This is a genomic window from Bacillota bacterium, from assembly GCA_040757085.1.
Classification (GTDB): Bacteria; Bacillota; Sulfobacillia; order JACIYH01; family JACIYH01; genus JACIYH01.
On record JBFLXJ010000023.1, the window covers coordinates 320,575 to 336,451 of the forward strand.

Below are 15,877 nucleotides of genomic sequence, written 5' to 3' on the forward strand. Positions count from 1 at the left end.
TGGGCCTGGGAGCGCTGGCCGGCCTCTGGGTGGCGGTGGGCGTTCTCGCCGGTCCTCGCCGCCGTCTGTCGGCGGGCACATCGGCCCCGGCTGCGCGGGTGGGCCCTGGGTCGACTGGCGCGTCGGGCCATTAGCGGCTGCGAGTTGGCAGGGAACGGTGATCGCGGTGGGCATTCAGTATTTGGATCTGGTGGACGAGGTGTGCCCGGTGCCCCTGTTGCGCATTCAGGAGGCCCTGCGGGCGGCAGGGGCGGGGGACGCGGTGGTGGCGCGGCTCGGCTACGCCCGCTCCGTGCGCAACGTGATGGAGTGGGCGGAGCGGGAGGGGATCCCGTTCACCGTGCACGAGGTGCGGGGAGGTGCCTGGGAAATCACCCTGCGCAAGGAGCCCCGCGGGGTGTAGGAGGTTCGCCGTGGGTATGGAGCCTTCCGTTCGTGAGGCCTCGGGCATGTCGAAGCGGTTCCCCGCGTGCGAGGGGACAGGCCGTGCGTGACTCCGGTTGGCCGTACCTGGGCGGAGCGGTGGCCTTCGCGGTGGTGGAGGCGCTCTTTACTTTGTGGTCGGGGCGCACCGTTGGGATCACCTCTCACCTGATCGGGATTCCCGTTGCGTTTCCGCGGCTGACCCCCCGGGGAGGGACCGCGGAACTGGTCCTGGCCGGTGCCCTGCTGGTGGCCGGGATAGTGTGCGGCGCCGCTCTGGGGGCGGTACGGGGAGGGGAGTGGCGGCTGCGGCTGCCGAGGCGCTGGCAACCAGCGGTCCTGGCCGCCGCCGGAGGGCTCCTCATGGGAGTGGGGGCCAGGCTGGCTCCCGGATGTAACGTGGGAGGGGTGATCGGGGGGATCGCCTCTTCTTCCCTGCAGGGCTGGGTGGAAGGCGCTTTTATGGTGGCCGGTGCCCTGCTGGGGATCAAGCTGGCCCTGGCTGCGGAATCGCCGCGTGCATGAGGGCGGGATATGCGGGCCGTATAAGCCGGGGCTATGCGGGTTGTCAAAATGTGATACCCTCGGGCTGGAGGAATAGCGTCGGGGTTTCTGAAAAATGTCTTGTTAGAGCCATCACAAGAGCCATCGCAAGGTTGCCCGTTGACTGCGGTCAATGACTGCTGGGTTCACTGGGTGGTAATATGTATTTGGACATGCGGGGGGATGAGATGGGTCCCAGCGTGATAGCCTGGGAGGCCACCCGGGCTTGCAATTTGGTGTGCCGGCATTGCCGGGCCGAGGCAGTTCCCGGCTGCGATCCGGCTGAACTCACCACCGAGGAAGCGCGCCGGCTCCTGGAGGACGTGGCCTCTTTCTGCCGGCCCACATTCATCATAACGGGGGGAGAGCCGCTCCTGCGGGCCGACGTCCTCGATCTGGCGCGCTACGGTACTGCCCTGGGCCTGCGGGTGGTGATGTCCACCAACGGTACCACTCTCACGCCGGAAACGATAAAGACCATCCGGGAGGCCGGCATCGTGGCCATCTCGGTGAGCATCGACGGTCCTGACGCTGTCTCCCACGACGCATTCCGGGGCGTGCCGGGGGCATTTGATGCGGCTATGGCGGGGATGCGGCTGGCCCGGGAAGTGGGGTTGCCGTTTCAGGTCAACACCACCGTAACCCGGCACAACGTGGCCGAACTGCCCCGCCTGTTGGGGTTGGCCCGCGAGGTGGGTGCGCTGACCTGGGACGTGTTCCTGCTGGTACCCACTGGCCGGGCATGCGCCGAAGATGAGATCGCCCCCGAGCAGTACGAAGAAGTGCTGGGATGGCTGCTCGACCAGTCGATGTCCGGCCATCGGGCCGGCGGGATGCCGCCCGGGCCCGGGCACAGCGGTCACATGCGCATTAAGGTGACGTGCGGCCCCATGTACGCCCGGCTCTGGCTGCAGCGTAACGGGCAGGGGAGGCGTCCCCAGGGATGCATGGCCGGGGACGGCTTTGCTTTTATCTCCCGCACGGGAAAGGTGTACCCGTGCGGTTATTTCCCCCGGGAGGTGGGGGACGTCCGGGAACGGCCCTTCTCCGAAATTTACCGGGATGCACCCCTGTTCCAGGAGTTGAGGAACCCCGACCTCCTGCGCGGCAAGTGCGGGCGTTGCGAATTCCGCCGTGTGTGCCGCGGTTGCCGCGCGCGCGCCCTTGGCACTACCGGGGACTACCTGGCGGAGGAACCTTACTGCACTTATCAGCCCCGCGCACCGGTTCGCCGCCCGCCTGCCGGAGCGGCGGACGCAGGCCCGGGGGCTGAGGCCACGGCATGGGGATCGGAGAGGTGAGGCAGGTGTACCGCCTGCTGATGTTGGGTGTTAGTTACCGGAGTGCGCCCGTGGAGGTGCGGGAACGGCTGGCCGTGCCGGGGCCGGAGATTCCCGAGTACCTCACCAATCTGCGAAGGCTGACGGGGGCTTCCGAGTGCGTTCTCCTGTGCACCTGCAACCGGGTGGAAGCCTACCTGGTGGATGCCTCGGAGTCCCAGGAGCTGGAAGGTGAGTGGGCGCGCAGGGCAGGGTCGGGAGTCCTGGGAGTGATTTACCGTCATGAGGGTGTCGAGGCAGCCCGGCACCTGTTCCGGGTGGCGGGAGGCCTGGACGCCATGGTCACCGGGGAGACCCAGGTGTTGGGCCAGGTGAAACAGGCGCTGCAGACGGCCCGCGAGGCGTGCACGGCGGGGAAGGTGCTCAACGTCCTGTTCGAACACGCCGTCCGCACTGCCCGCCGGGTGCATGGTGAGACGGCCGTGAGCAGGCGGACCGCTTCGGTGAGCGCGCTGGCGGTGCAGGTGGCGGCACGGCACCTGGGAACGCTGGCAGGGCGGCGGGTGCTGGTGGTGGGGGCGGGGAAGATGGGACGGCTTGCCCTCTCCCAGCTCAAACTGGAGGGTGCCGGGGAAGTGCTGGTGTGCACGCGCGATCCGGCTCGAACCGGGGAGGCCCTCGCCGGCTGTACCCTGCTTCCCCTGAAGCCGGCCAGCCTCACGGAGGCCCTCGCCCGGGTTGACCTGGTTATCAGTTGCACGGCAGCGCCGGGGACGGTGATCGAACGGGACCTGGTGGCGCCCGCGGTGGCGGGCCGCTCGCGTCCCCTGCTGATATTTGACCTGGCGGTACCCCGGGACGTGGATCCCGCGGTGGGTGACCTGGAAGGTGTCCGGCTCTACGACATCGATGCCCTCGATCAGCACGGGGGCGGGGTCGGTCGTGAGCATGTGGATCGCGGGGAAGCCATCTGCGCCGAAGAGGCCGGGCGGTTCGCCGCCTGGCTCAGGCAGCAAAGGGTGGTGCCGGTAATCAGGCGGGTGCGGGAAAGGGCGGAGCGCGTCCGCGCCGAGGAACTGGACCGGGCCATGCGGGAACTGCCCGGGCTGGGAGAGAGGGAACGCCGGGTGCTGGAGCTGATGACCCACCGGCTGGTGAACCGGGTCCTGGATGGCCCCATTGCCGGTATCAAGGGGTTGGCTCTCCAGCCCGAAGGTGACCGCGCCGTCCAAGTCGTGGCGCAGGTATGGGAGGGGCGGGGTCGGGATGATAAGCGTAAGCAGGCTGCTCTGTGATACGCCGGCGTACGGGGACGGATTGCGTTACGTGCCCTCGGCCGGTTCTCAGGTGGCGGGCACCCGGGAAGGTGCGGGGCCGGTGGTGGTATGGAACGTGACGCCAGCCTGCAACCTGCGCTGCTCCCACTGCTATTACGACGCGGGCCCCGGCGCCTCGGGCACGACTGTGCTGGATACCGACGAGGCCCTGGCCCTCATTTCCGACCTGGCCCAATTCCGGGTCCCGGTGATCCTCTTTTCCGGGGGAGAGCCTTTGCTGCGGCCCGACCTGCCCCGCCTCATCCGGCGAGCGGTGGAGCTGGGCATCAGGGCGGTACTTTCCACCAACGGAACCCTTATCACCCGGGAGCGGGCCGCCGAATTGCGGGAGATGGGGGTCGGCTACGTTGGTGTGAGCCTGGACGGCATCGGGGAGGCCAATGACCGCATGCGCGGGGTGCCGGGGGCATTTCGCATGGCGCTGGACGGGATACGTAACTGCCTGGCGGTGGGGCAGCGGGTGGGGCTGCGCTTCACCATGACCCGGAGTAACGTGGACCAGCTCGGTGCCATTTTCGACCTGATCGGGCGGGAGGGTATCCCGCGGGCCTGCTTCTACCACCTGGTTTACTCGGGAAGGGGAGCGGAGCTGGTGGAGCAGGATCTCTCCCCGGTCGAGAGGCGCCGGGCGGTGGAGTTCATCGTGGAGCGCACCCTGGAACTGAACCAGCAGGGGCGCGCGGTGGAGATCCTCACCGTGGACAACCACGCCGACGGACCCTATCTCTACCTCTGGGCCCTGCGCAACCGTCCCCAGCTGGCCCCGCGGGTGCTAGAACTCCTGCGCCTCAACGGGGGCAACCGCTCGGGCATCGCCATCGCCGCCATCGATCACGAAGGTAACGTCTACCCCGACCAGTTCAGCCGCCATTACCCGGTGGGAAACGTGCGCCGGCAGCCGTTTTCCGAGATATGGTCGCGCGGCGAGCATCCTGTGCTGAGAGGATTGCGGCAACGGAAGACCCTGCTCCGGGGCAGGTGCCGGAGGTGTAGCTGGCTGGACGTCTGTAACGGGAACTTCCGGGCCCGGGCCGAAGCCGCCGGGGACATGTGGGGCGACGACCCGGCCTGTTACCTGAACGAAGAAGAGGTCGCCTGGTCAGGGAGGGAGGAGCAGTGGACGGCATAGACCGCAGACTGCTGGACGTACTGCAGAGGGGCCTGCCGCTGTGCGCGCGCCCGTACGTGGCGGTGGCGGACGAGGTGGGCGTTTCCGAGGACGAGTGTCTCCAGCGCATCGCCAGGCTCAAGCAGGAGGGCATTATCCGGCGCCTGGGGGGCGTGTTCAGTACCCGCGCGCTGGGGTTCTACAGCGCCCTGGTGGCGATGGTGGTACCTCCCGAGGACCTGGATCGCGTGGCGGTGGTGGTGAGCGAGTACCCGGAGGTGACCCACAACTACGCCCGGGACGGGCGCTATAACCTATGGTTTACCCTGGTCACCCCTCGGGAAGAAGATGCTCGTGCCCTGCTGGATGAGATCCGATCCCGCACCGGGGTCCGGGAGGTCCACCTGGTGCCGGCCGGGCGGGTGTTCAAGATCAGAGCCCACTTTCCCATGGGTGTGCTGAACGAGGAGGCCGCCGGTTATGCTTGACGACCTGGACCGGGCCATCGTCAGGGAGTTACAGGGAAACATCCCCCTGGATCCACATCCCTTTGCGGTTATCGCCTCCCGGGTGGGGGCTTCGGAGGAAGAAGTACTCAGGCGAGTGCGTTCCTACTGGGAAAGGGGGTGGCTCCGCCGGGTGGCGGCGGTGCTCTACCACCAGGCAGCCGGGTTCCGGGGGAACGCCATGGTGGTGTGGAAGGTCCCCCCCGAGCAGGTAGAGCGCTTCGGGCGGCTGGCTGCCACGTTTCCGCAGGTAACGCATTGCTATGAGCGGGCGCAACTACCCGATTTCCCGTACAACGTTTACACCATGGTGCATGGCGGCGACGACGAGGCCTGCGTGGAGGTGGCGCAGGCTATCTCTGCCGCTACCGGCATAGCGGAGTACCTGATCCTCACCAGCACAAAGGAGTATAAGAAGACGAGTGCCTGCTACATCCAGTAGCTGCTGGATCCAGGAGCGTGCGGGCCTGCCTCACCGGTGGCCCCGCCGCCATGTGTCCGGCCGGTGACGGCAACGGGGCGCGTCCTAGCAGAGGTCGGCCGGGGTCAGGAACCGAATGAAGCGCCGGGCCAATCCCGACAGAAGGGGGTCGCGGCGGTGGACGATCAGGAATTTCATGGGACCCAGTCCCCGGACGCGCAGGGCTTTCAGGCTTCCCGTGCGCAGCTCCCTCTGCACGGCCAGGCGGGAGAGGATGGACACTCCTCGCCCGGCAGAGATTGCCGATTTGATGGCTTCATTTGATCCCATGGTCGCCACCACGCGGAGCTGGGCGGGATCGATGCCCGCCCGGGCCAGGCATTGTTCTACTGCTTCCCTTACCCCTGACCCCGGCTCCCGCAGGAGAAGGGGCATCTGCAGCAGGTCCTGAGGTCCCAGTTCCTCCGCGGAGGACCACCGGCCGTTGGGAGCCACCACCGCCACGAGTTCGTCGGCGGTGATGGATCGCGCCACCAGGTCGGGCTCCTGCAGGATGCCTTCGTCGTACCGTTCCAGGATGCCCACGTCGAACTTGCCGTTTTGCACCCCGGCCACCACGTCGGCGGCAGAGGCGATTTCCAGCCTGATGTCGCACGTGGGGTTCTTTTCCTTGAAGGCCCACACTGTGCAGGGCAGTGCGTAATTGCCGATGCTCTCGGTGGCGGCGATGGTCAACCGACCGGTGTCGTCGGTGGCGCTCACCGCCTTTTCCATCCCCTGCACCAGTTCCAGGATGCGGCGGGCGTACTCGAATGCCACGTCGCCTGCGGGGGTCAGGTCCACCCCCTGGGCGTGGCGGCGGAAGAGACGGGTCCCGAAGTGTTTTTCCAGGGAGAGGATCTGGGCGCTTACGCCCGGCTGGGTGAGGTGCAGGAGGCGAGCGGCCCGGGAAAAACTCTTGAGCCTGGCCACCGTGCAGAACACCTCGAGCTGCCATATGTTCACGGCGATGCCTCCCCGCCGGTCGGGTTGGCTTTTACACTTTTTCGTAAGGTTATAAGTTCTATTACTGTCCCTATGTCTCCTGCTCCCATAGCCTCGTCTTATGCCCCGTGGGAAAGTGTGATGACCGGGAGCGCAGGAGGGGGAATGTTTGCCGTGAACTTTTTGTTAAGGCTGTCACAAACTTGAACTGAGAAAGGGGGGAAACGGAGGAAATGCGGAAAGCCATCGCTCTTCTGACCGTGCTGGCCCTGCTGGCCCTGCTCGGTGCGGCTACGGCCTTCTCCAAGGCGTCGTACGTCAGCTCCATGGTGGCGACGTACCCCAACCTCAAGGGATCCGAGCTGGCCGGCTGCGTCACCTGCCACACGACCGACCTGAAGCTCAACCGGTACGGGGCTGACCTGGCGGCGGCGGGCATGGACTACCGCAAGGTGGAAGGGAAGGACTCCGACCGGGACGGGTTCAGCAACCTGGTCGAGATCAAGGCCCTGACTTTCCCGGGTGACCCCGCCAGCAAGCCCGCGGCGTCCACCGGTTCGGGTACTTCGGGCGGGGGATCGTCGGGGACACCGGCGGGCGGTAGCGCCAAGCCGGCTCTCTTCCGCGATATTGCTCGCCACCCGGCACGGGAGGCCATTGAAACCCTGGCCGAGGCGGGCATCATCAAGGGGCGGCCGGGCAGGCTGTTTGCACCCGACGCTAAGGTGACGCGGGCCGAGTTCGCCACCATGCTGGAGCGCATCTTCGCCCTCCCGGAGGTGGCGCCCTACCTGCCCGCCTTCGAGGATGCTCCCAAGGAAGCCTGGTTCTGGCGGACCGTGGAGACGGTGGTGCGGGCCGGCCTGATGTCTCCTTCTGGCCAGGGCACCTTTGGCGCCAGTGACGGGGTGACCCGGGTGGAAGCCGCCCGGGTGGCGGTGAAGGCGCTCGGCCTGGAAGCTGAAGCCCAGGCGCTGCCCGAAGTGGAGCGGGCTGCCATCCTGGGCAAGCTGGCCGACGGCGCCAGCGTCCCGCCGGATGCCGCGAACTACGTGGCAGTGGCCATCAGGCGGGGACTCTTCCCCGGCGAGGGCAGGTTCGAGCCGTCACGAACCCTCACCCGGGCCGACGCCGCCACGCTGCTGGCGAAGGTGCGGGAAGCCAAAAAGCAGATGCAGGATCCCCTGGCGGGGATTGCCAGCTACGTGGTAGGTCCGGAGCAGTGCGCCACCTGCCACAGCCAGGCGGTTTCCGACTGGCGTACCACCATGCACAGCCGCATGGTGCAGGAACCGGGGCCAGGCGTTACCAACGCGAACTTCGATGATCCCCGGGCGGGGATCAAACTCTCCGACGTCAGGTTCGTGGTCGGTGGCATGACGAAAAATTACTTCGTGGGAGCGGATTACAAGTACCTGCCCGCTGAGTGGAACATCGAAAAGAAGGAATGGCACCCGCGCGCGGTTTCACCCTGGCTGGGGGCGTGCACGGGGTGCCACACCACCGGCTACGACAAGCAGCTCAACACCTTCGTGTCGCTGGGCATAAGTTGCGAGTCGTGCCACGGGCCCGGGTCCAAGCACGTGGCCACCGGCGGCAATACCGCTTACATCAAGGTCTCACTTGACGTGGACGCCTGTGAGTCCTGCCACGGCGGCGACCGGCAGGTGGGCCAGCTCAAGCAGACCGGGCACTACTCGGTGTTCGCCCAGATGGTAGATAAACCCTTCTACAAGGACAGCTGCATGGAGTGCCATTCGGCGACCGTGCGCATCGCCGGGGAGAAGGGGCAGCCGGTACCGGCTTTGGCGGAGTTCCGCGACGGGAGCCTCAAGGAGGACCGGGTGGGCATCACCTGCGTGGTGTGCCACGATCCCCACAAGCGGGACCACGAGGCCCAGTTGCGCAAGGACGCCCAGGAAACCTGCACAGAGTGTCATACGGGCGAGTTGAAGGGAGACGCCTTCCCGGCGGGCAAGGACGTACACCACCCGCAGAAGGAGATGTGGCTCGGTACAGGTGCTATCGGGGTGCCTTCCATGCCGGCGGCCAAGACGGCCACCTGCGTGGACTGCCACATGGTGGCGGGCAACCACCTGTTCCGGGCGGGTACACCCAAGCTGACCGTAACCCAGAAGGGCAAGCCGGTGGAACTTGACTCCTGTGACGCCTGCCACAAGACCATGAACGCGGAGAAGATCGCGGCGCTCCACCAGGAGTTCTCCAGGCAGATCGAAGAGCTGAAGGGCTTGCTGGCCAGGGTGGATGCCCGCATCAAGGAGCGCCAGGCCGTGGGGCTTGACGTGCGGGCGGCCCAGGAACTCCGTGACAAGGCGTTCACCAACATCTCCTTCGCCCAAGCCGACGCCTCGGGCGGCATCCATAATCCCGCCTACATCACGGAGATGCTGCGCGTGGCCAGGCAGTGGCTGGAGGAGGCATTGACCAGATAGCAGTGGTGATCCAGGGTCGAGCCGGGGGAGGAGACTCCGGGCCGGCTGCCGGCCCGGGTGCCCCCCGGTTCCTCGGAGGTGGCCATGATGACATTGCGCAAGCTTCCCTCCCGTCCCCGCGCTGCGCGGGCCTCGGTGCCGCAGGCGGTCCTGGTCGCCGGACTCGTGGGATTGGCGGTGGCGACCCTTGCCGCGGCGGGCGCGGTGCTCACGGTTTGCACGGGGGCCGCCCTGGCACAGGCCGGCAACGAGCTGTGTCTCGGGTGTCACGGGCAGCAGGGGCTGACCACCTTTGACGGGGACAAGGAAGTAGATCTCTACGTCGACCCGCAAAAGTATGCTTCATCGCCCCACGGGAAGGAGTCCTGCACTTCCTGTCATCCCCAGTTCCAGGGATTCGACCACGGGCGGGTGGCCCTGGGAGAGGAACTGCGTTTGCTCACCCTGCAGGCGTGTGTGAGCTGTCACGAGGGGTACGACTTCGGTGAGGGGAAAGTGTCCTGCCATCCCGATCCCCTCACCTGCGAGAAATGCCACGGTCCCATCCACGAAGTGATGCCCCGGGGCGATCCCGCTTCGCCCATCAGCCGCGCCAATGCGGTGGGATTCTGCGCCTCCTGCCATGAGAAAGAGGAGACCAGCTATTACTACAGTTTCCACGGATCGGCATATCGGCTGGGGTCCCGGCAAGCACCGCTGTGCACCGATTGCCACGGGCACCTCTCCCCGGTTAACGGGAATGTGGAGGAGGCCACCCTGATGTGCGGTAGCTGCCACCGGGGCAGCCCCGCCGCCATGGCCAACCTCCTGCGGGGCAAAGAGCACGTGACGCCGCAGGACCGGGAGAACGGGTTCCCCCTGTGGGTGGTGTGGAAGTTCTTCCTGGCTGTGATCCTCCTCAACACGGCCAAGGATGGTTCCCTGGCCATCCTCGACCTCACCCGCCGCCTGCGGGTCCGCAGCCGCAGCGGCCCCGAGGGAGGTGACGGCCATGCCTGATACGGTGGAGCGCTCTGCGCCCTCCGCGCCGCCAAGACGGCCTGTGACGCCGGTGCCGGCAGGAAAGTCGGGGCGGTCTGACCCCACCATGAGGTTCGACATCCACGCCCGGCTGCAACACGCGATGCTGGCCTTGAGCCTGGGCGTCCTGATGCTCACCGGGTTTCCCATCAAATACGCTCACACCGCCTGGGCTCCTGCCGTGGTGCGCCTGTTCGGGAGTTTCGAAACCATGCTGAGGGTGCACCTGCTGGCGGCGGGGTTGCTGGCCTTCGTGGTGGTGTACCACCTGGTGATGTGCCTGTGGGGTCTTGCCCGCAGGCGGCTCGACTTCGCGGTGATCCCCCATCTGCGCGACTTTGTGGACTTTGCCCATCACCTGAGTTACCTGGCCGGGTTCCGTCCCGACCCCCCCCGCTTCGGTAAGTTCACCTGGTGGGAGAAGTTCGAGTACTGGGCGGTTGTATGGGGAACCACGGTGATGGGCGTATCCGGCCTCACCCTGGCCTTCCCCGAATGGGCCGCGGCGTACGTGCCTCGCTGGGTGATCGGTGCACTCCGGGTGGCCCACAGCAACGAGGCCCTGCTGGCTTTCCTGGCCGTCCTCATCGGCCACTCCTTTGCCGTGCATTTCTCTCCCAGCGTCTTCCCTTCCAGCACGGTATGGTACAATGGTAAACTGAAATTGTCTCAACTGCTTGAGGACCATGCCCTCCTGTACGAGAGCATGGCGGGGTGTGCGGTGGACGATCTGGACAGGGTGCCGCACAGCCGCTGGGCTCACAACCGGGTGTTGATCGGCCTGGAGCTGGTGGTGTACACGGGACTGGTGGCATGGGTGTTCGTGAGTCTGGTTCCCCTCCTGCCCCGCTAGCGGTGAGGCGGCAGGCAGGCAGAGCAGTCGGGCGGAGGTAGTTGTGACATGCGGGGGCGGCTGTTGTGGGCGGGCTTGCTGGTACTGCTGGCGGCGGTGTATCTGGCCTATTCGGGATGGCAGGGGGCTGCCCTCTATTACCTGACCCCTTCTGAAGCGCAGGAGCGGGTGCTGTCGGGACGGGCTTTCCGCCTGGCAGGAAAGGTGGGTCCGGATGTGGCCTGGGATGCCACGGCCAAGCTCCTGCAGTTTCAGGTAACTGATGGCACCGCTGCCGTAGCCGTCGTTTACCGGGGGGTGCCGCCGGATAATTTCGGCCCTGGTCAGCAGGTGGTGGTGGAAGGCACCGGGGACGGCCAGGGGAGGGTGGTGGCGAACCGCCTGATCATGAAGTGCCCCAGCAAGTACGAGCAGGCCCCCGCATCCACCCGGCCTGCAGGGCAGAATGTCCTCTATGTGGGGGGTGCCGCCGTAGCGCTGGCGGTCGGCCTGGCGGTGGTGGCCAGTCGCCGTCTGACCGGGCGGGCGGGCCGGGGGAGAAGGGCAGGTACCGCCGTCTGATGGTACAGCTAGCGGACGTCGTGGTGTTGGCCGGTTTCCTCGCCTGTCTCTACGGCGGGGGCATGCTGGTCCTGGGTGTCCGCCAGGAAAGGAAATCCTGGCTCGAACAGGGTCGGGCGGCCGCAGTGGCGGGTGCGGTGCTGTGCACCCTGGCTTCGGGCATGCTCGTGTACTTCCTGATCGTGTCGGATTTCCGCATCGCTTACGTGGTTAACCATACCAGCCGCAATCTTCCCCTGCTGTACCGGGTTTCTGCCTTCTGGGCCGGTCAAGAGGGTTCGTTGCTCCTGTGGGCGCTGGTGCTTTCCTGGTACGCTGCGTATGTGGCCCGCGTCACCTGGGGCCGTTCCCCCGCCCTTTCTGCCCGCGCCCTGGCCCTGATGCTGGGCGTGGAGGCGTTCTTCCTGTTCCTGGTGGGCTTTGTGACCAGCCCGTTCCGGGTAGTTTCCCCTGTGCCCGCGGATGGGATGGGCCTGAACCCCATGCTGCAAAACGTGGGTATGCTGCTGCACCCGGTCACCCTGTACCTGGGATACGTGGGCTTCACCGTGCCCTTTGCCTTTGCCCTGGCTGCGCTGCACGCCGGGGATTCGGCCGGGTCGCAGCCGGGATGGCTGCACCTCACCCGGTCTTTCACGCTGTGGTCCTGGCTGTTCCTTTCCGTGGGGATCATCCTGGGTATGCAATGGGCCTACGTGGAACTGGGGTGGGGCGGCTACTGGGCCTGGGACCCGGTGGAAAACGCCTCGCTCCTGCCCTGGCTCACCGCGACCGCCTTCTTGCACTCGGCTCTGGTGCAGGAGAAGCGGGGCACCATGGCGGGATGGAACGTCATCCTGGTCGTGATGACCTTTTTCCTGACCATCCTGGGGACCTTCCTCACCCGCAGCGGGGTGCTCTCTTCCGTGCATGCTTTCGCACCCAGCGGCCTGGGTGCCTACTTCCTGGTCTTCATGGTTCTGGTATTACTCGGTTCAGCATATCTCCTGGTCCGCGGGTGGTCCCTGGTTGAGGAAACGCGTCCCCTGGAATCGCTGCTTTCCCGGGAAACTGCCGTTATCGTGGCCGAATTCTTGTTTGCTGCTTTTGCCCTGGTGGTATTCTGGGGTACGGTGTTCCCCCTGCTTTCCGTTGCTGCGGGGGGGAAGCAGATATCGGTGGGGCCCGCGTTTTACGTGCGGGCGGCGGTGCCGTTTGGGGCCCTGACGGTCGTGCTGCTGGGTATCTGCCAGGTCCTGGGATGGAGCCGCAGCCGGCTGTCCGGCGTGGCGCGGGGCCTGGCGGTGCCGGCCGTCCTGGCTGCCCTGGCAGCCGGGGCGCTTACCCGCTGGCAGGGACCCCAGCGCCTGTCGGTCGGGGCGCTGGCCGGGTTCTTCGCCGCTTTCCTGGTGGCGTTCACAGGCTTCGCCCAGCTACTGCGGGATGTGCGGGCCCGACGCTCCTCCACGCAAGAAGGCTGGCTGGGTGCCCTGGCCGGGCTGGTGGAGCGTAACCCCCGTCGCTACGGAGCCCTGCTCGTGCACCTGGCGGTTGCCTGCATGGTGGTGGGGTTTTCCGGGTCGGCATTCCGCCAGGAAGCCACCTTCACCTTGCAGCCCGGGCAATCCACTGAGGCGGTGGGGTACACGATTACCTACCGGGGGCTGGACGCTGCCCACCTGCCCCACCGGGTGAGCGTCTATGCCCACCTTGAGGTGACCCGGGACGGCCGCGTCACCGTGCTTCGCCCGGAGAAGCAGTATTACCCCAGCTACGAGTCGGCGTTTTCGGAGGTGGCGGTGCGGGGCGGGCTAAGCGAAGATCTGTACACCGTCCTGGAGGTTTGGCAGCACGACGGCACCGCTTCTTTCCGGGTGATAAGGGAACCCCTGGTCGCCTGGATCTGGGTGGGCGGGTACCTCCTGGTGGGGGGGACGCTGGTGCTGGCCTGGCCTCGCCGGTTGCCTGGTCCAACCCCGCGGCCTGCAGAGGTGCGCAGCCGGGCGCCGTCGGGGAGGGTGGGCCCTGGCGGGCGGGGTGGGGGCCGCCATGCCTGACCGCGGTGCCGCGGTGAGCCGTGGCGCGGCGGTGGTGGTGCGGGACCTGGTACAGCGACTGGGCGGCCACGAGGTCCTGCGGGGGGTGAGCTTCGAGCTGCGTGCGGGGGAGGTGCTGGCCGTCCTGGGGCCCAACGGGGCGGGGAAAAGCACCCTGCTCCGGGTCCTGGGCACCCTCCTTCGCCCCACCCGGGGTGAGGTGCTGGTTCGGGGGCGGGACGTGCGCCGGAGCGGTCCTGACCTGCGTCGCTCCATCGGCTTCCTTGGCCATCACACCTTCCTCTATCCCCAGCTCACGGGATGGGAAAACCTCTGGTTCTGTGCGCGGGCCTTCGGTGTTTCCGATCCGGAAACGAGGGTAAAGGAGATGCTGGGGGCCGTGGGTCTGGACCTTTTCGCCCACGAACCCGTGCGTCATTATTCGCGGGGGATGCAACAGCGGCTGGCGCTGGCGCGTGCGCTGCTTCACGATCCACTGCTGCTCTTGCTGGACGAGCCGTACACCGGGCTGGATCCGGAGGCGGCCGGCCTCCTCGACGAGGTGATCGGCCGCTGGAGAGAGCAGAGCAGGTCGGTGGTCATGACCACCCACGATCTGGGGCGGGCCCTTTCGGGCAGCGACCGGGTGCTGGTGCTGCAGCGGGGGCGGGTGGTGCTGCTAGCGCCTTCCCGCAGCGTGGGGGCAAGCCGCCTGGAGGAAGCCTGCCGCCCGGGGGGTCACCGGGCTTGAACCGGCCGCGCTCGGTGTCACCGGAATCGAGCAGGCCGGCGGGGTGGTGGCAGCAGGTTGCTGCCCTGGTGTGGAAGGAACTGCGGGCGGAGGTTCGCACGCGGGAGACCCTCACCCCCATGGTGGTTTTCGCCCTGGTGGTGGTGACCGTCTTCGGATTCGGCCTGCGTGCCACCGGAACCGATCTGACTCCCGTATTCCCCGGCTTGCTCTGGATTTCTTTTTACTTCGTAGGACTGCTGGGCCTGGGACGTTCCTTCTCCAGCGAGCGAGCCCAGGAAACCCTGGCGGGCCTGCTGCTGGTGCCGGCCGACCGCTCCTTTATCTTCGTGGGGAAGGCCCTGGCCAACCTGGTGTTCCTGGGCGTGGTAGAACTGATCTCGCTGCCCCTGTTTTTCGGCCTGCTCGGGGTCCCCTTTACCGCCCCCGTGCTGCCCTTTTGTGCTACCATGCTCCTGGGGACGGTGGGCTTCGCCAGCATAGGCACCCTGCTTTCTGCTTTGGCCGCCCACACCCGGGCGGCGGAGATGCTGCTGCCCGTGCTGGTGTTCCCGGTACTCATCCCGGCGGTAATCGGGGCTGTGGAGACCACCGCTTCCCTGCTGGGGGTCGGTGACCCCCTGGGGTGGAAGAGATGGCTGGGGCTACTCCTGGCCTACGATGCCCTGTTCGTGGCCCTGCCCCTGGTGCTGTTCGAGTACCTGATGGAACCCTGATGCCCCCTGGTGGGAGGTGAGCTTTTGAGTACGCGGGGTTTGCTGGCCTGGGTGACGTTCGTGGGCATCCTGGCGGCCCTGTTCCTGGCTTTCCTCTATGCCCCGCCGGACGCCAAACTGGGTGACACCCAACGACTCTTTTACTTCCACGTGGCTTCGGCGTGGACGGGCCTCCTGGCCTTCACCGTGGTGTGCGTGGCCAGTATCGCCTACCTGCGCACCGGGCAGGCGAGATGGGACCGGCTGGCCCTGGCGTCCACCGAAGTGGGGCTGCTGTTCATCACCATGGCCGTGATAACGGGGTCCATCTGGGCCCGCTTCGCGTGGGGTACTTGGTGGGAGTGGGAACCCCGCCTCACCAGCGCGTTTATCCTGTGGCTCATGTACGCGGCCATCCTCCTGGTCCGGAACCTGGTGGAGGAACCGGAGCGCAGGGCCCGTTACGCGGCGGTGTTCGGTATAATCGCCTTTGCCGACGTGCCCGTTGTGTTCATGTCGGTGCGTTGGTGGCGTTCCGTTCATCCCGTGGTGGTGTCGGCTGCCGGGCTCGATCTGGAGCCGCCCATGGTGCTGGCCATGGTGGTGGCGGTGCTCGCTTTCACCCTGCTCTACGTAATGCTGGTCGGTGAGCGCGTCCGCCTGGCTCGACTGGAGCAGGAGCTGGCCGAGTGCAAACGCGCCTGGCGGGAAGAAGGGGGGGATGCGCGGTGATCACGTATCTGTTCCTGGGGTACACGGCGGTGTGGACGCTGCTCTTCATCTACTTCCTGTACATCTCCGGCCGCCAGCGTGCTCTGGAGCGTGACGTGATGTGGATCCGCGACCACCTGGCGCGGCGGGAGAGTGCCTCGCCGGCACCGCAGGATGGCCCCGCGCCACGGCAGGATTGAGTCAGGTTGTGGCCGG

The 15,877-nt window shown here is 66.7% G+C and carries 17 protein-coding genes; 16 read left to right on the forward strand and 1 reads right to left on the reverse strand.

What is annotated here, in order from left to right; translation table 11 throughout:
• Window positions 1–157: 157 nt before the first annotated feature.
• The 7 genes from AB1446_09105 (at window position 158) to AB1446_09135 (ending at window position 5,639) form a co-directional block, all read left to right on the forward strand.
• On the forward strand, window positions 158–403 hold the full coding sequence (locus AB1446_09105; GenBank protein MEW6547062.1) for a sulfurtransferase TusA family protein: 246 nt from the start codon (window positions 158–160) through the stop codon (window positions 401–403).
• An 83-nt stretch (window positions 404–486) separates the two neighbouring features.
• The gene (locus AB1446_09110) at window positions 487–948 is read left to right on the forward strand and encodes a YeeE/YedE thiosulfate transporter family protein (protein ID MEW6547063.1); all 462 of its coding nucleotides are present in this window, start codon (window positions 487–489) and stop codon (window positions 946–948) included.
• A 191-nt stretch (window positions 949–1,139) separates the two neighbouring features.
• Complete coding sequence (locus AB1446_09115) at window positions 1,140–2,267, forward strand: radical SAM protein (GenBank protein ID MEW6547064.1); 1,128 nt, start codon at window positions 1,140–1,142, stop codon at window positions 2,265–2,267.
• Window positions 2,249–3,541: a glutamyl-tRNA reductase gene (hemA, locus tag AB1446_09120; protein MEW6547065.1), complete on the forward strand. Its 1,293-nt coding sequence runs from the start codon at window positions 2,249–2,251 to the stop codon at window positions 3,539–3,541. The genes AB1446_09115 and hemA overlap by 19 nt, the downstream gene beginning before the upstream one ends.
• Window positions 3,513–4,712 carry a radical SAM protein gene (locus AB1446_09125; protein ID MEW6547066.1) on the forward strand — a complete coding sequence of 400 codons (1,200 nt, stop codon included), beginning with the start codon at window positions 3,513–3,515 and terminating at the stop codon, window positions 4,710–4,712. Before hemA ends, AB1446_09125 begins: the two co-directional genes overlap by 29 nt.
• Window positions 4,700–5,179, forward strand: a complete 480-nt coding sequence (locus AB1446_09130) for an AsnC family transcriptional regulator (protein MEW6547067.1) — start codon at window positions 4,700–4,702, stop codon at window positions 5,177–5,179. Before AB1446_09125 ends, AB1446_09130 begins: the two co-directional genes overlap by 13 nt.
• Window positions 5,172–5,639 carry an AsnC family transcriptional regulator gene (locus tag AB1446_09135; GenBank protein MEW6547068.1) on the forward strand — a complete coding sequence of 156 codons (468 nt, stop codon included), beginning with the start codon at window positions 5,172–5,174 and terminating at the stop codon, window positions 5,637–5,639. Before AB1446_09130 ends, AB1446_09135 begins: the two co-directional genes overlap by 8 nt.
• 84 nt (window positions 5,640–5,723) lie before the next feature.
• On the opposite strand, the gene AB1446_09140 is transcribed toward AB1446_09135, so the two are convergent.
• Window positions 5,724–6,623 carry a LysR family transcriptional regulator gene (locus AB1446_09140; protein ID MEW6547069.1) on the reverse strand — a complete coding sequence of 300 codons (900 nt, stop codon included), beginning with the start codon at window positions 6,621–6,623 and terminating at the stop codon, window positions 5,724–5,726.
• Window positions 6,624–6,835: 212 nt separating this feature from the next.
• Between AB1446_09140 and AB1446_09145 the strand changes: the two genes are divergently transcribed.
• The 9 genes from AB1446_09145 to AB1446_09185 all read left to right on the forward strand — a co-directional run bounded on the left by AB1446_09145 (window position 6,836) and on the right by AB1446_09185 (window position 15,861).
• Entirely contained in the window at window positions 6,836–9,055 is a 2,220-nt protein-coding gene (locus tag AB1446_09145) for an ammonia-forming cytochrome c nitrite reductase subunit c552 (protein MEW6547070.1), read from the forward strand.
• A gap of 87 nt (window positions 9,056–9,142) precedes the next feature.
• On the forward strand, window positions 9,143–10,054 hold the full coding sequence (locus tag AB1446_09150) for a hypothetical protein (protein MEW6547071.1): 912 nt from the start codon (window positions 9,143–9,145) through the stop codon (window positions 10,052–10,054).
• Window positions 10,047–10,928 carry a cytochrome b/b6 domain-containing protein gene (locus AB1446_09155; GenBank protein ID MEW6547072.1) on the forward strand — a complete coding sequence of 294 codons (882 nt, stop codon included), beginning with the start codon at window positions 10,047–10,049 and terminating at the stop codon, window positions 10,926–10,928. The genes AB1446_09150 and AB1446_09155 overlap by 8 nt, the downstream gene beginning before the upstream one ends.
• 48 nt (window positions 10,929–10,976) lie before the next feature.
• Window positions 10,977–11,489 (forward strand): cytochrome c maturation protein CcmE, encoded by a 513-nt coding sequence (locus tag AB1446_09160; protein MEW6547073.1) that lies wholly within the window; start codon window positions 10,977–10,979, stop codon window positions 11,487–11,489.
• Window positions 11,489–13,525 (forward strand): heme lyase CcmF/NrfE family subunit, encoded by a 2,037-nt coding sequence (locus tag AB1446_09165; protein MEW6547074.1) that lies wholly within the window; start codon window positions 11,489–11,491, stop codon window positions 13,523–13,525. The genes AB1446_09160 and AB1446_09165 overlap by 1 nt, the downstream gene beginning before the upstream one ends.
• Window positions 13,518–14,255: a heme ABC exporter ATP-binding protein CcmA gene (ccmA, locus tag AB1446_09170; protein MEW6547075.1), complete on the forward strand. Its 738-nt coding sequence runs from the start codon at window positions 13,518–13,520 to the stop codon at window positions 14,253–14,255. Before AB1446_09165 ends, ccmA begins: the two co-directional genes overlap by 8 nt.
• Window positions 14,252–14,971, forward strand: coding sequence for a heme exporter protein CcmB (locus tag AB1446_09175; protein MEW6547076.1), 720 nt, complete (start codon window positions 14,252–14,254; stop codon window positions 14,969–14,971). Before ccmA ends, AB1446_09175 begins: the two co-directional genes overlap by 4 nt.
• 24 nt (window positions 14,972–14,995) lie before the next feature.
• Window positions 14,996–15,682, forward strand: coding sequence for a cytochrome c biogenesis protein CcsA (ccsA, locus tag AB1446_09180; protein ID MEW6547077.1), 687 nt, complete (start codon window positions 14,996–14,998; stop codon window positions 15,680–15,682).
• On the forward strand, window positions 15,679–15,861 hold the full coding sequence (locus tag AB1446_09185; GenBank protein ID MEW6547078.1) for a CcmD family protein: 183 nt from the start codon (window positions 15,679–15,681) through the stop codon (window positions 15,859–15,861). The genes ccsA and AB1446_09185 overlap by 4 nt, the downstream gene beginning before the upstream one ends.
• Window positions 15,862–15,877: the final 16 nt, after the last annotated feature.

What these genes read in the sequence shown, in the direction of transcription:
- AB1446_09160 (MEW6547073.1), top strand. Translation starts at nt 10,977, where the DNA reads ATGCGGGGGCGGCTGTTGTGGGCGGGCTTGCTGGTACTGCTGGCGGCG.
- AB1446_09155 (MEW6547072.1), top strand. Translation starts at nt 10,047, where the DNA reads ATGCCTGATACGGTGGAGCGCTCTGCGCCCTCCGCGCCGCCAAGACGG.
- AB1446_09165 (MEW6547074.1), top strand. Translation starts at nt 11,489, where the DNA reads ATGGTACAGCTAGCGGACGTCGTGGTGTTGGCCGGTTTCCTCGCCTGT.
- hemA (MEW6547065.1), top strand. Translation starts at nt 2,249, where the DNA reads ATGGGGATCGGAGAGGTGAGGCAGGTGTACCGCCTGCTGATGTTGGGT.
- AB1446_09125 (MEW6547066.1), top strand. Translation starts at nt 3,513, where the DNA reads ATGATAAGCGTAAGCAGGCTGCTCTGTGATACGCCGGCGTACGGGGAC.
- ccmA (MEW6547075.1), top strand. Translation starts at nt 13,518, where the DNA reads ATGCCTGACCGCGGTGCCGCGGTGAGCCGTGGCGCGGCGGTGGTGGTG.
- AB1446_09135 (MEW6547068.1), top strand. Translation starts at nt 5,172, where the DNA reads ATGCTTGACGACCTGGACCGGGCCATCGTCAGGGAGTTACAGGGAAAC.
- AB1446_09145 (MEW6547070.1), top strand. Translation starts at nt 6,836, where the DNA reads ATGCGGAAAGCCATCGCTCTTCTGACCGTGCTGGCCCTGCTGGCCCTG.
- AB1446_09150 (MEW6547071.1), top strand. Translation starts at nt 9,143, where the DNA reads ATGACATTGCGCAAGCTTCCCTCCCGTCCCCGCGCTGCGCGGGCCTCG.
- AB1446_09115 (MEW6547064.1), top strand. Translation starts at nt 1,140, where the DNA reads ATGCGGGGGGATGAGATGGGTCCCAGCGTGATAGCCTGGGAGGCCACC.